Below are 13,240 nucleotides of genomic sequence, written 5' to 3'. Positions count from 1 at the left end.
ATATTGGGGGTAGTGAAATAGGTTTAAGAGCAGGAATGAGTTTTATTTTTCTGGCTGGAATTACGTTAATTCTCACTATAAATTGCAGCCTGGCCCAGGAAGATATTACAGCGATTAATGTTATCCAGGGAGAAGGGCTGGCAAGTCCGTTGATTGACGAAAATGTTTCTGTAGAAGCAATCGTAGTTGGCGATTTCCAGGGTAAGGATAAACTCAATGGATTCTATTTACAGGAAGAAGACAGGGATGCGGATAACCTGCCGGGGACCTCAGAAGGAATCTTCGTCTATGATCCAGGAGAGCTGGGAAAAATCGAAAACATATCCATAGGAGATACGGTGCAGGTTACAGGAATAGTCAAAGAAACATTTGGGCTAACGCAGATAAAATTGTCCGAAATTACGAAGTTAAACGAGACTGCAAGCTCGTTTCAGGTTACTGTTCTGCCAGTTACGCTGCCCGCAGAGGATACAAAATACTTTGAGAGATACGAAGGCATGCTGGTCGAATTGCCACAGGAATTTATCATCACTTCCAATTACAACTTTGCTCTTTATGGCGAAAAAACTCTATCCCCCTCCTCACGGTTGCCAAATCCTACAAGTTTATCCAAACCCGGACTACCGGCCATCACCCTCCAGACCTTAAATCAGCGCAGCAAACTTATCCTCGACGATGGAAGTAAAAAGAGCTATCCTGACCCTGGGGCCTTCCCCTTAACGCTGCAGAGTGGAGATTCCGTTCGGGGTATTACCGGAATCCTGAGCTTTGGCTTCGGAGAATACAGGATCCATCCTCAAAGTATCCGAAATATTTCAGTATCAAACCCAAGTCCTCATAAGCCTGAATCCGTGGGTGGTACTATAAAGATCGCCAATTTTAATGTGGAAAACTATTTCAACGGTGATGGCCAGGGCGGAGGATTCCAGACCTCGAGAGAGGCTAAATCGCAAGCGGAATTCGAACGCCAGCGAGCCAGGATTTTCGATGCCATAACAGATATATAACAGATATGAATGCCGATGTAATCAAGCTGATGGAGATTGAAAACGATGGTTACGGAGAATTCAGTGCTATCCGGGATCCGGTAAACGCCTGAATGCTTATGAAGACAAACTGATAATGTGACTTACGCATTTATTGACTCGGGATTACAGAAGCTGAGTACGAATGCCATTTCAGTCGGGATCATCTACAATTCCCAGAAAGTCGTACCATCCGGCACAGCAGCGACAATATCTATAGGAGCATTTTCATCCAGCAAGGTTTGGGAACAGTGGATCAAGAAGTTCTGCAACCATAACTGCCCAACCACAAAAAAGAGGTAACTCCCAATAGACAGCTGAAAAATTCGAAGAGACCGATATATCAAAGGGTACATATCGGGGTGCTCTGTGGAAATCCTCTGAAAGAACCGACCCCAATTAATTAAAACTGAATTCAGGATCTCTTTTGATCTATTTTCAGCCTCTTGAAGCTGATATGGATGGATTTCTACAGAGCCATTTTTTTCGATCCGGTATATTTACTTGCTGACTACGAATTTACTTACTAACTACGATGTATCTGGTCCTGGCTTCACTACTGATGCTTTCCGAATTATTTACCGTTAAACTAACAGTATATCGTCCTGTTCTATTGTATATGTGGACAGGATTCTGTTCTGTTGAGGAATTTCCATCACCAAAAGACCATTTCCATGCAGCCGGCGATCCTGTGCTGTTGTCAGTAAAATTCACACTGAGCGGTGCAGACCCTGAAGTTGGGAATGCGGAAAAGGCAGCAACAAGGGAGTTTGAAACAGCAATATAACCGGTCTTTGACAACGTATTACTGCCGTTTGCATTAGCTGCGGTCAATGTAACGGAATAGAGTCCTGACTTATTGTATGTGTGGACAGGATTCTGTTCCGTTGTTGCATTGGTTCCGTCTCCGAAAGTCCATCTCCATGACGTCGGCAGACCTGTGCTCTCGTCGGTAAAGCTAACATTGAGAGGCGCACTTCCTGAAGTAGAAGATGCCGAAAAACTGGCAACCGGAGTGTCTAAAATACTTGTGACAGCAATATAGCTGGATTTTGTCAAATAATTAAAGCCATTTGCATTAGCTGCGGTCAGTGTAACAGAATAGAGTCCTGACTCATTGTATGTGTGTACAGGATTCTGTTCCGTTGTTGCATTGGTTCCATCTCCGAAAGTCCATTTCCATGAAGAAGGAAGGCCTGTGCTCTCGTCAGTAAAACGAACGGTAAATGGGGCTTTTCCTGAAGTAGAGGATGCTGAGAAGCTGGCAACAGGGCCGTTTAAAACGTTTGAAACAACAATATAGCCGGATTTTCTCAACGAATTAACGCCGTTTGCATTAGCTGCGGTCAATGTAACAGCGTATCTTCCGGATTTGTTGTAGGTGTGCACGGGATTCTTTTCTTTTGAACCATTTCCATCTCCGAAAGCCCATGTCCATGCTGTAGGTGAGCCTGTGCTCCGGTCAGTAAAGCTAACAGTAAGAGGCATGCTTCCTGATGTCTTGGACGCAGAGAAGCTGGCAACAGGCCCATCTAAAATGTTTGAGACAGCAACATAGCCGAACTTTGTCAACGCATTACTGCCGTTTGGATTGCTTGTTATCAGGGTAACGGAATATTTTCCGGATTTATTGTATGTATGTACGGGATTCTGTTCCGTGGAACTGTTTCCATCTCCGAAAGTCCATTTCCATGACGCAGGTGAGTCTGTGCTCTCGTCGGTAAGACTAACAGTAAGAGGCATACTTCCTGCAGTTTGACTTGCTGAAAAGGCGGTGGAAGGGACAATATAGCCCGGATTCGACGTGACAAAACCGTTTTCAGCGACTACGCTTATGTAGCTTGTTTTTTGTACCCTATTACTTCCCCCCTCATTACTTGTCGTCAAAGAAACAGTATAATTCCCGGATTTATTGTAGGTGTGTACGGGATTCTGTTCTGTTGAATTAGTTCCATCTCCGAAAAACCATTTCCATGAAACTGGAGATCCCGTGCTCTGGTCAGTAAAGCGAATAATAAAAGGTGTTTTTTCTGAAGTCTGAGACGCAGAGAAGCTGGTGACAGGAATGCTTGAAACTCTTGAGATGGCGATATAGCCGGTTTTAGTCAATGCATTACTGCCGTTTGCATTACTTACCGTCAACCTGACAGAATAAAGGCCTGATTCATTGAATGTATGTACCGGGTTTCTATCTGTTGAAGTATTCCCATCTCCGAAAGACCACTTCCACGAATTTGGAGACCCTGTACTCTGGTCAGTAAAACTAACCGTAAGAGGGGGGTTTCCTGAAGTGAGGGAGGCAGAGAATTTTGGAACAGGAACAGCTAAAGGGCTTGAGACCGCAATATAGCCGGTTTTAGACAACGTATTGCTGCCTTTTTCGTTACTTGCTGTCAATCTAACAGAATAAAGTCCTGATTTATTGAAGGTGTATACAGGATTTTTATCTGTTGAAGTATTCCCGTCTCCGAAAGACCATTTCCACAACTTTGGATATCCTTTTCCCTCGCCGGAAAAATCAACAGTAAGAGGCGCTTCTCCTGAAGTCCGAGATGCAGAGAAGCTGGTGACAGGCCCGTCTAAACCGTTTGAAACACGAATATATCTGGATTTTGTTAATGTATTGCTGCCTTTTTCATTTCTTACCCTTAATGTAACGGAGTAAGCTCCTGCTTCACTGTATACGTGTACGGGGTTCTCCGCAGTTGAATAGGTCCCGTCTCCGAAAGTCCACTTCCATGAGCTTGGAGATCCTGTACTCTGGTCAGTAAAACTAACACTAAGAGGCTCCTTTCCTGAAACGGGAGATGCGGAAAAAGCAGCAACAGGGACTTCATACCCGTTTGAAACAATAATATAGCCGTATTTTGTTACTTCACTCCTGGTCCCAGTTTCGTTTAATGTCAACTTAACAGCATACTTTCCTACTTTTTCATATGTGTGTACAGGGTTCTTTTCCGTAGAATAAGTTCCATCCCCAAAAGTCCAGTTCCATGCTGTAGGTGAGCCTGTGCTCTCGTCAGTAAAACTAACACTAAGAGGTGTTTTTCCTGAAGTGGGGGATGCAGAAAATACCGGCTGTGCCAGAACGGTTACTGTGACAACTTTCGAATCAGTACCATTTTTATTGTCTACTGTTAGCGTTACATTGTAATTCCCTGCTCTGGAGTAAGTATGCATCGGATTCTGATCCGGAGAACCTGCTCCGTCTCCGAAGTCCCAGCTCCACCGCTCCACATTCTTCGAGAAATCCGTAAACCGGACAGAAAGAGGTGCATAACCGGATGTGAGACTGCTGCTGAAGTTTACAGCAGGAAGTACCGGTTGTGCCGGGAGGGGACTTATAAACTGACCGAAAGCAACAGGACTGAAACCTGTTTTTACAGTGGCTATAACCTTGTTTGTAGCCGTGTCAATTATAGAGACAGTTTTTCCGAGATTCTGGTTGTTGCCACAGTTCGCTACATACACTCTTGTTCCGTCCGGGGTGACAGCAATTCCGTAAGGGCGCCTTCCGACTTTCACGGCAGTTATATCAGTTTTTGTTGCGAGATCAATTACAGAGACATTGTTGCTGCGTTCATTCGCCACATATACTTTTGTCCCATCCGGACTGACTGCAACTCCCATAGGCCATGTTCCTGCAGGCACTGAGGCTGTAGCGGTGTTTGAACCCGTATCAATTATCGAAATAGTGTTATTTTCGCAATTTGCCACATATAATTTTGTTCCTTCCCGGTTTACTGTGATTCCACATGGTCCGGATCCGGTTTTCACAGTCGCTACAACCTTGTTTGTGGCAGTGTCAATTACAGAAACATTATTGCTGTAACGGTTCGTCACATATACTTTTGTTCCATCCGGGTTGACCGCAACCCCTAAAGGGTTGATTCCCACAGGTATCGTGGCTATAACAGTATTTGTGGACGTATCAATTACGGAAACACCATCGATGTCACGATTCGCCACATATAGTTTTTTTCCGTCCGGGGTTACTGCAATTCCACAGGGACTATATTTATCTCCTATATCCACGGTGGCTATAACTTCGTTTAAGGCCGTATCAATTACAGAGACAGTACCTCGGTGGTTGTAGAAAGAGTTTGTCACATATATCCTTGTTCCATCCGGGCTGGCTGCAACTCCAAGGGGACCGATTCCTACGGACACCGTGGTTGTAAGGCTGCTGTTCTCTGTATTAATTACAGAAACAGTGTTGCTGTTGAGGTTTGCAATATAGGCATATGAAGGCGCAAGAGAACCTTTTGGCACGACATTTACTGTAGTAAGCTTCAAATCCGTACCGTTTGAATTGCTTACTGTCAGCTTAACAGTATAAGTCCCTACTTCAGAATATGCATGCACAGGATTCTGTTTAATTGAAGTAGATCCATCACCAAAATCCCAGTTCCATTTCGTTGCATTTTCCGATAAGTCCGTAAACTGCACAGGTACGGAAAGGAAAACATAATCCGATGTGATGTTGTTATTGAAATTCGCTGAAGGATAAACCGGCTTTACCGGGACGGAACCTATAAACCTACCTGAAGCATGGGGACTTTTTCCTACAGGCATCGTGGCTGTAACGGTGTTGGTAGCAGTGTCAATTACAGAGACGGTGTTACAGAAGTTGATTGCTACATACACTTTTGTTCCGTCAGGTGTGACTTCAACTCCCACGGGATCGGGGCCTACAGGTATTGTGGCCGTAACTTTGTTTGTAGCAACGTCAATTACAGTGACGGTGCTGAAATATTGATCATAATTAGTCACATACACTTTTGTTCCGTCCGGGGTGATTGCAACTCCGAAAGGAGCTCCCTCTACCTTTACAGTATCTGTAACACTATTTGTAGAAACGTCAATTACAGAGACAGTTCCACTATCGGAGTTTGCTACGTACACCTTGGCTCCATCCGGTGTGACCGCGATTTCCTTGGGATCTTTTCCAACGGATACCGTGCTTACAACAACTTTTGTGGCAGTGTCAATTATAGAGACGGTTTTGTCCTCGGAATTTGTTATGTATACCTTTTTTCCATCCGGACTTACCGCCACTCCCTTAGGATTTCTTCCCGTTTTCACGGTACTTACAACAGTATTTGAGGTTGTATCGATTACAGAAATACTGTTACCGGCCAGATTTGCCACATATACCGTTTTCCCATCCGGGCTGACCGCAATCCCCTGAGGAGAACTTCCTGCAGACACCGTGGCTATAACAGCATTTGTTGCCGTGTCAATTACAGATATATCGTTGCTGTGATCATTTGCCACGTATACCTTTGTTCCGTCCGGGTTGATTGCAACTCCAACGGGATTGGATCCCACGGGTATTGTAGCTACAACTTTGTTTGTAGAAACGTCAATTACAGAAATACTATTGCTTCCTTCATTTGTAATGTAGGCAAATGGAGAGGCGCCTGCGATACTCACCAGCATTAAAAAAGCAAGTGCCATAACTCCTAAAGTTTTAGTGGAAGTCTGCCCCCCAAATATCTTATTCCATTTCGTCCCTTCCATTTCAGGCCCCCCTGTATATGAATTATTAAATTTTCCGAGTATTTTGAAAACTTTGAATTTGACCAATCTCTGTAAGGATAATATAGCAACTCATTGCTGTATGAACTGTCTCAGGTTTGGCGGGTTAGCGCGACCGAGTTCGATTACGAGAAAGACTGGGCAAAGAAGATTCACATAAATTTACAAAATAATTGTAAACTAAAAGATAATAATCTTTCTTTTATTAGCTTTGTAAAATTTTCCCAATATTTTATTGAAAATTTTATAAAAATGACTCTGTAGAACCCCTCCGAAATGATTGACATCCATTAATTTGAACTAATGTCAAGATATCTTTTTATCAATTTTAGCCAAGCTGGAATAAGTAGCTTTCTGTAAAGCCAAAAAATCAAATTGTAAAAGTGTTCCTTCTAAAGCTCATTACATATATCTTCCTAACTATTTTTATAAATATTCTTCGAAATCTGGAAAAAACCAAAGTTTTTTCTAATTCATTTTTCTTCAACACACGAATTCGGGGGAGCGTAAAGAAGACCGCCGGCAGAAAAAATAGATTCCAAATGAATTGGTAGCAGAAGAAGATTTTCATTTCATATTCGGCGATCCATTAGCTTATTCATTGTTCACTCACCAAGTAAGATGATTATAGAGATCTTTTCCTTAAATAGGTGGTAAATAATCCACAGGCTACGGCTGCACAGATTACTCCTGCAGATCCGAACAGCCCCATTGAAACATTCTTTACAACCAGGGCAGCACCTCCTGCATCGGTAACCTCACTCAGGCCGGTTATTCCTCCTGGAAAGAAAGACATTGCAGCAGTGGCCCAGATAAGGGCTATAGCCCCTTCTGCTATCATAGCACCGTAAATAATACGTCTGCCATTCCAGGAAAATAATCATGCACGCCGCCTGCAAAAATAGTGCCCGGGACAATCCACAGGAAAACAGCCGGACCGTATAAAGCTCTCAGGATAGCTTCATATATGGGGCCTAATCCTGCAATGTTGAGTAACTGGATAAGGAATATGCTGCGCCAGTTGAGAGGAACAAAATCAACAACATTCTCCTGGGTGTGTGCGGGTGTCTTTCGAGAAGGATCAGTTCATAATACTTTTTCGACAACAAACCATAAGAAAAAAACTTAAAAATTTAAGCTGGAGATTATATACCGCAGAACAACCCATTTCTATCTGATATAATCTCCGGCAAACACCTACTCAAATACCTACTTACTGATAAATTAATTTGTATTCTATTTTAATTCAAACAGGGACTTCTTTTGCAAGTATATAAGCAACCATTTCGGGGTTCAGCTTGCTCTCACCTGAAATCTGTTTCTCAATCTCCTCAGTGGATTTGCCTTCGATTTTCATTTCCTTAATATTTTCAATCAATGAAGACGGAACTATATAATATTCGTTTATATCTTTCCTGTGCCCCCAGATATCTCCTTCGAGAAGCTGGATTCTTTGCATCTGAAGGAACATTTTTATGGAATTAGAGATAGTAGCCATATAAGATTTGGGCAACTGGACTACCTCAATCCTCGGGCAACTCTCTACCAGTTCAAAAATATCTTTGTTCGAAGGCCTGAATGTCAGGTGTGCGATACGCTCATTAGGATTAAGTGTTGAGATTTCTTCTCTGGAACTAACTACTCTAATTTTCATTTTTCCCCCTCATAAGTTTGTTTTAATTTTTCTACAATGTAAAGTATGTATACTTATCATATATATTTTTCTTATTAAACTAATATTATTTAGATAGTATTTGGCAATACGATTTATATATGCTTTACAAAATTGACCTATAAAAGCCGAAAATCAAATGAAATAATGTTTTTACAAGTTATTTTTTTGTCTATGTTTTGGTTTTTACTCTCAACTTTACTATAGTTGATTCTGAAGTTTAGCTCAATTATTTTATCCATTTGTTTCTATCAGCTTCAGGCTCTCATGAGATTTCTTGCATATCTTATAAAGTTTGTTCTTTTTCTCAAAAGCGAACATTCGACTAAACCAAACACGATAGACAATAAAGTCCATCAGACTCAAAAACATTATAAAGGAACTAATTGCTATGCACAAAAAAAGCCTGAAAAAGTAGCAGAAAACATGAAAAACTGGAAAATAAAAAAGATTCGGAGGAATAGCCCTTCTTGCCCTGTTTTTCTACTACATCATGAGAGATTAAGCCCCTTTGCAGCCTCCGGCCTCGGAGAACTTGAGCGCTGGATTGTATATCCCATCCTGGATTGTATATCCCATCCTGTTCGAGGTCACGGGTTTTGGAGGATACCTGATGGGGAATTCGAGAGTATGAAATAAAGCGGGCAGTTTTAACAAGAATTTACTATAGAAAAACCATACCTTCAAATATCCAGATCTTTTTCCCATATCTCTTTTATTGTTAGTTTTGTTATAAGCTCATTTATAGCCTGTAATCTGTGGACCTATTTACTTTTTAGACCGTATGCATATTCTGCGCATATAGAATTCAGGTTTTTATGATCAAAAGCCTGAAAGTACTGAATATATTTTATAAATTTTGAAATATAATTCATTACATTAGAGTTTGTAATATAAATTTATATAATTTTATTGTATTAGTAATACAAAAAATTAAAAAAATAACATTTAAATATCTTAAAATTATAGATAGCTTGTGGAAGCATAATATTAGAAAATATTAAAAGATGAACATGATAACCTATACAGGTGGTGATTATAAAACTGAGGAATTAAAGTAAAAAACTATAGAAAACCCCATTCCAGAAATTAACGCTACTATTCTTTGATGGAATGCGAATTGCATTGCACATGTGAAGAAGAATTCAGGTTATTCCGGTCTCTTAATCCTGGCAAAGTAGTCTATTTTGAAGTAGAGGACATTATCTGCAAAGGGAAAACCGGTTTCCGGGAAGAAGAAAAGGGTAAATCCTTAATGACGACAGAATCAAGCGAAGATAGCGTTACATATTGTTAAGTTTAACAAATTATTGCCTTATATAACTATATTGAGAACTGTAAGGATTAATATCATAGATGTAGGAAAAAAGAGGTGTAAAAATGCAAGTGAAAAGTATGGAGGATTTTAATAAACTGGAAAAGCCAAGGGTCCAAAACATTCCAGGTTTTTATGGGGAAAAGCCCATTGAAGGTGTTGTTGTAAAGGATACTAAATTGTTTAGCGATGAGAGAGGCTTTTTGACCGAGCTCATACGTTTAGACGATGAGGATCTGAAAGCACAGGATATCAAGCAGATAATTGCTTCCTATTCTTACCCCGGAATGATAAAAGGCTGGCATCTTCACTCTAAACAGGAAGATCACCTATTTTGTGTAAGTGGAATGGTAAAAGTTGTCTTATATGACTATCGAGAAGATTCCCCTACATATAAAGTTTTAAATGAAATTTTTATGGGAGATAGATACCCACGTACAGTTTATATTCCACCGGGGGTTTTTCACGGTACAAAAAATGTAGGCAATGATGTATCTGTAGTGATAGGAATGCCTTCCCTACTATATGACCCTGAAGATGTTGACGAAAGGCGGGTTAATCCCATTTCCAATAATATTATTCCCTATGATTGGAACTGCAAAATGGAATGAAGCAGATAAAACAGCCACAATAATAAAAATTTTTATTACAATGGGAGCGGGAGGGGTCACGAATATCCCATCCTTTACAGGTTGTCCGACAATAACCTTCAATAATATGAGTATTCTGAGGAAAACATAATTTCAATTTTATAATTAATCCTCATATATCTTAATTATGGTTTTCATCAAACCAAAAATCAAGTTTGGACTTTACCCCGGATATTCGAGATCTTATCCCGTTCGAGAGAATATAGTTTACATGTATTTGGCTGAAAACTTGGACCAGATTTTAGAACAATTAATGTGGTTTTGGAAGAGGTCTTGAGAGTTATTGGAGAATATGTCAACAATGAATTGAAAAAAGATATGGAATTTGAAAAAAACAGTATTGAGAAAGTAAGCTTGACTGATAAAGAATCTCGTTTTATGAAAAACAAAAAGGGAGTATTTGAACTGGCATACAATTCCCAACTAACAGTGGACCATAAACAGGAGATTAAACAGGAGATTAAACAGGAGATTAAACAGGAGATTAAACAGGAGATTAAACAGGAGATTAAACAGGAGATTAAACAGGAGATTAAACAGGAGATTAAACAGGAGATTAAACAGGAGATTATTGTTGCAAATGATATCTGCCAAGATAGAACTGATACCTATCAATTTTTTCACTTTAAGATTCGAGTAATAGGGAAAGAAAATAAATCTTGTAAAAAAGTTCCAATCCACAAGCAGATAATTTAATTTCATTACTAGCAGTAATTGTCGGACATCCCCTCAAGGACGGGAACCGCACGCAATTTGGTTTCCTAAATTTATGTAACCTCAGTTTGACAGTAGCCACTAATTGGTACTGAATATTTCCCTTCTTTTTTGGTCCATATGGACTTGACAGGTTCTATAAATTTATAAAAATTTGTTATATATTCTACGTAATTCCACTCATTTTTGATACAATCAAGCTATTGATTTGATCAAAATTCGCAAAAATATAGTTTTTGACCCCATTTTTCTTGAATTTGATAGTAAGTGTCAAATTCTTCAAGCTTTTTTTGATGAATTTTGTGGACCTGTGTTTCAGATCCTCAAATTCATATCGCATCAGCGATATGAACAACTGGGCAATAAATCCCAGTATAACAGCCCCATAAATGCTATCCTCTGACCACACTCTTAACGGTTTAATCTGAATTTCGTTTTTTAATGAGTGGAATATTTTTTCGATGGAATCCTTTTTTCGGTATATTTTCAATGCTTCTTCAAGTGTCAAATCCTTGTTTGACTTAAGGCAAAAAAATCCTTCTCTTCCATTTTCTCTTCCATTAATTGATCAAATAACATAAAACAAAGAGCACTTATTTTTATTTTACTAACAAAATGAAGTTAAAATAGTGGGAACTGTCAAATTTAGGTTTAGAAATAAAAAACAAACATTAAATACTTCATAAAACATGCACAAAGGAATGAAAGTGCTTTTTAAATCACAGTACTTTTATTCCAAATAAAATAAGGCTGAAGAGAATCCTCTTCGGGATATATATTATGTTTCATTAGTGGAGTATAGATATTTAAGTTTCATTAAAAGGATATGGATTTTTATCCAGATACGGTTTAAGACATGGTTTTCAGACATGGTTTATGTCATCCAGATAAACAACATCATGGCATAGCCTTTTGATTAAATTTATTTCATGGCTTATGACCAGTACTCCGATATTCATTCTTTCGACAATGTCGAGAACAATATTCCAGATTTAAACCTGAGTAATAGCATCCACCATTGTGGTTACAAGAAATACCGCAATTTTATCCGAGATTTTTAACGCTTGCGTGTTATTGTGACCCAGTTACTGTAATGGCATCTGCGCCTATTATGTTCTACGAAAAGATAACAGGCGTAAAGTCATTTTGTTTTCTTTCTGTTCTAATAGGAATATTCTTCGTCAAAGTGGAAACTTGAAAATGGTAAAAAATAGTTGCTATACCTTTTCTTTCTTAGAGTTGTTCCTATATTGCAGATGGTCTAAAAATCGTTTAACTGCAATCGATGCAGATTTTTTATCTCTCATTGCAAGACCAATCTTACGGTACGCCGGAATGTCCAGTTCCTTTATTGCAATTCGGTATGGAATACGCTGCAAAATAAGCTCCGGCAAAATACTAATCCCCAATCCGCTTTCGACCATTGACATGATGGCATAATCATCCCATGTCGTAAAATGTACTTTTGGTTCAATATTACATTTTTCAAATATTTCCGATATTTCAGCCTTGGCGCCTTTTTCTAAAAGCATGAAAGGGTAGTCACATAGCGCCTTTACAGGAAAACATTCGCAGTCGGCCATCGGATGACCTTCCGGCAAAACAACAAGCAGCTTATCCTGCTCCAAAAAAATCGTTTCAAACTCCGGGTGTGTAGGAAGCCGGAGGAAACCGCAATCCACGCGCCCCTCGGAAATCCAGCTTTCAATTTCCGTATAGTCACCCAACAGAAGCTCGTAATCAATATTAGGATAGTCCTTTTGAAACTCTTTGATGATATTCGGAAGCCAATGGGTCGCTACGCTTGAAAATGTACCAATCCGAATTAGCCCTGATTTCAAGCCGTTCAGTTCGTCCACTTGCACCTGCAATTTCTGATATTCGTTACATACATTTTGAGCAAACGGCAATAATTTTAATCCATCGGAAGTCAGGCGCACACCGGCGCGCCCACGTTCAAGAATCGACACGCTCCATTCCTTTTCCAAATCGTTAATCATGCGGCTGATACCGGATTGAGAGTAGTTCAATACTTCTGCCGCCTTTGTAAAGCTGCCATATTCAACAGTTTTGACAAAAGCCATGTATTTTTGAATGTTCAAGTCCATACGATTCTCACCTACTTTACATCTGGATATGTCATGTTAATTATGATAAACATTTGCTTTCGTAATCCATAAATACCTGATACCCTATAAATGCAGGTATTTCAAGTGAAAGGAAATTGATTATGTTCTTTGTAAGTGAGATTTATACAACAGCGCCATCCAGGTTTAAGACGGAGCTCCAGGAAAAAACATATAGAGTATTGCAAGACCTGCAT

The 13,240-nt window shown here is 39.7% G+C and carries 8 protein-coding genes and 3 pseudogenes; 5 read left to right on the top strand and 6 right to left on the bottom strand.

Annotated features, from left to right (window positions below; all coding sequences use genetic code 11):
- Nucleotides 1–35 precede the first annotated feature (35 nt).
- Nucleotides 36–1,007, top strand: a complete 972-nt coding sequence (locus MSSIT_RS10250) for a hypothetical protein (RefSeq protein WP_052721606.1) — start codon at nucleotides 36–38, stop codon at nucleotides 1,005–1,007.
- 537 nt (nucleotides 1,008–1,544) lie between these two features.
- Here MSSIT_RS10250 and MSSIT_RS25310 read toward each other — a convergent pair.
- The 4 genes and pseudogenes from MSSIT_RS25310 to MSSIT_RS10230 form a co-directional block, all read right to left on the bottom strand.
- Entirely contained in the window at nucleotides 1,545–6,548 is a 5,004-nt protein-coding gene (locus MSSIT_RS25310) for a PKD domain-containing protein (RefSeq protein WP_048172168.1), read from the bottom strand.
- Between the two features lie 643 nt (nucleotides 6,549–7,191).
- A complete protein-coding gene (locus MSSIT_RS24105) occupies nucleotides 7,192–7,407 on the bottom strand; it encodes a hypothetical protein (protein ID WP_048172163.1) in 216 nt (71 codons plus the stop codon).
- Nucleotides 7,404–7,589: pseudogene (locus tag MSSIT_RS25680) on the bottom strand (carbon starvation CstA family protein); the annotation flags it as partial. The gene MSSIT_RS24105 and the pseudogene MSSIT_RS25680, both read right to left, overlap by 4 nt.
- A gap of 223 nt (nucleotides 7,590–7,812) precedes the next feature.
- Nucleotides 7,813–8,220: a DUF1699 family protein gene (locus MSSIT_RS10230; protein WP_048172161.1), complete on the bottom strand. Its 408-nt coding sequence runs from the start codon at nucleotides 8,218–8,220 to the stop codon at nucleotides 7,813–7,815.
- Between the two features lie 285 nt (nucleotides 8,221–8,505).
- Between MSSIT_RS10230 and MSSIT_RS10225 the strand changes: the two genes are divergently transcribed.
- The 4 genes and pseudogenes from MSSIT_RS10225 to MSSIT_RS25675 all read left to right on the top strand — a co-directional run.
- A complete protein-coding gene (locus MSSIT_RS10225) occupies nucleotides 8,506–8,877 on the top strand; it encodes a hypothetical protein (RefSeq protein ID WP_048172160.1) in 372 nt (123 codons plus the stop codon).
- 469 nt (nucleotides 8,878–9,346) lie between these two features.
- Nucleotides 9,347–9,535 (top strand): hypothetical protein, encoded by a 189-nt coding sequence (locus tag MSSIT_RS10220; protein WP_048172159.1) that lies wholly within the window; start codon nucleotides 9,347–9,349, stop codon nucleotides 9,533–9,535.
- An 83-nt stretch (nucleotides 9,536–9,618) separates the two neighbouring features.
- A complete protein-coding gene (locus MSSIT_RS10215) occupies nucleotides 9,619–10,164 on the top strand; it encodes a dTDP-4-dehydrorhamnose 3,5-epimerase family protein (RefSeq protein ID WP_048172158.1) in 546 nt (181 codons plus the stop codon).
- A gap of 229 nt (nucleotides 10,165–10,393) precedes the next feature.
- Nucleotides 10,394–10,641 (top strand): annotated as a pseudogene (locus MSSIT_RS25675) (hypothetical protein); the annotation flags it as partial.
- A gap of 442 nt (nucleotides 10,642–11,083) precedes the next feature.
- Here the strand turns inward: MSSIT_RS25675 and MSSIT_RS10205 are convergent.
- Together MSSIT_RS10205 and MSSIT_RS10200 are read right to left on the bottom strand one after the other, a co-directional pair.
- Nucleotides 11,084–11,467, bottom strand: a pseudogene (locus MSSIT_RS10205) (IS1634 family transposase); the annotation flags it as partial.
- A 667-nt stretch (nucleotides 11,468–12,134) separates the two neighbouring features.
- Nucleotides 12,135–13,025: a LysR family transcriptional regulator gene (locus tag MSSIT_RS10200; RefSeq protein WP_048172149.1), complete on the bottom strand. Its 891-nt coding sequence runs from the start codon at nucleotides 13,023–13,025 to the stop codon at nucleotides 12,135–12,137.
- Between the last annotated feature and the right edge of the window lie 215 nt (nucleotides 13,026–13,240).

Origin of the sequence: Methanosarcina siciliae T4/M (assembly GCF_000970085.1) — an archaeon.
Lineage (GTDB): Archaea > Halobacteriota > Methanosarcinia > Methanosarcinales > Methanosarcinaceae > Methanosarcina > Methanosarcina siciliae.
The sequence above is the reverse complement of the archived record's forward strand: the minus strand, read 5'-3'. Positions and strand labels throughout refer to the sequence as shown.

Coding starts and splice junctions, on each gene's coding strand:
- MSSIT_RS10220 (WP_048172159.1), top strand. CDS start 9,347: ATGGAATGCGAATTGCATTGCACATGTGAAGAAGAATTCAGGTTATTC.
- MSSIT_RS10230 (WP_048172161.1), bottom strand. CDS start 8,220: ATGAAAATTAGAGTAGTTAGTTCCAGAGAAGAAATCTCAACACTTAAT.
- MSSIT_RS10215 (WP_048172158.1), top strand. CDS start 9,619: ATGCAAGTGAAAAGTATGGAGGATTTTAATAAACTGGAAAAGCCAAGG.
- MSSIT_RS10200 (WP_048172149.1), bottom strand. CDS start 13,025: ATGGACTTGAACATTCAAAAATACATGGCTTTTGTCAAAACTGTTGAA.
- MSSIT_RS25310 (WP_048172168.1), bottom strand. CDS start 6,548: ATGGAAGGGACGAAATGGAATAAGATATTTGGGGGGCAGACTTCCACT.
- MSSIT_RS10225 (WP_048172160.1), top strand. CDS start 8,506: ATGAGATTTCTTGCATATCTTATAAAGTTTGTTCTTTTTCTCAAAAGC.
- MSSIT_RS10250 (WP_052721606.1), top strand. CDS start 36: ATGAGTTTTATTTTTCTGGCTGGAATTACGTTAATTCTCACTATAAAT.
- MSSIT_RS24105 (WP_048172163.1), bottom strand. CDS start 7,407: ATGATAGCAGAAGGGGCTATAGCCCTTATCTGGGCCACTGCTGCAATG.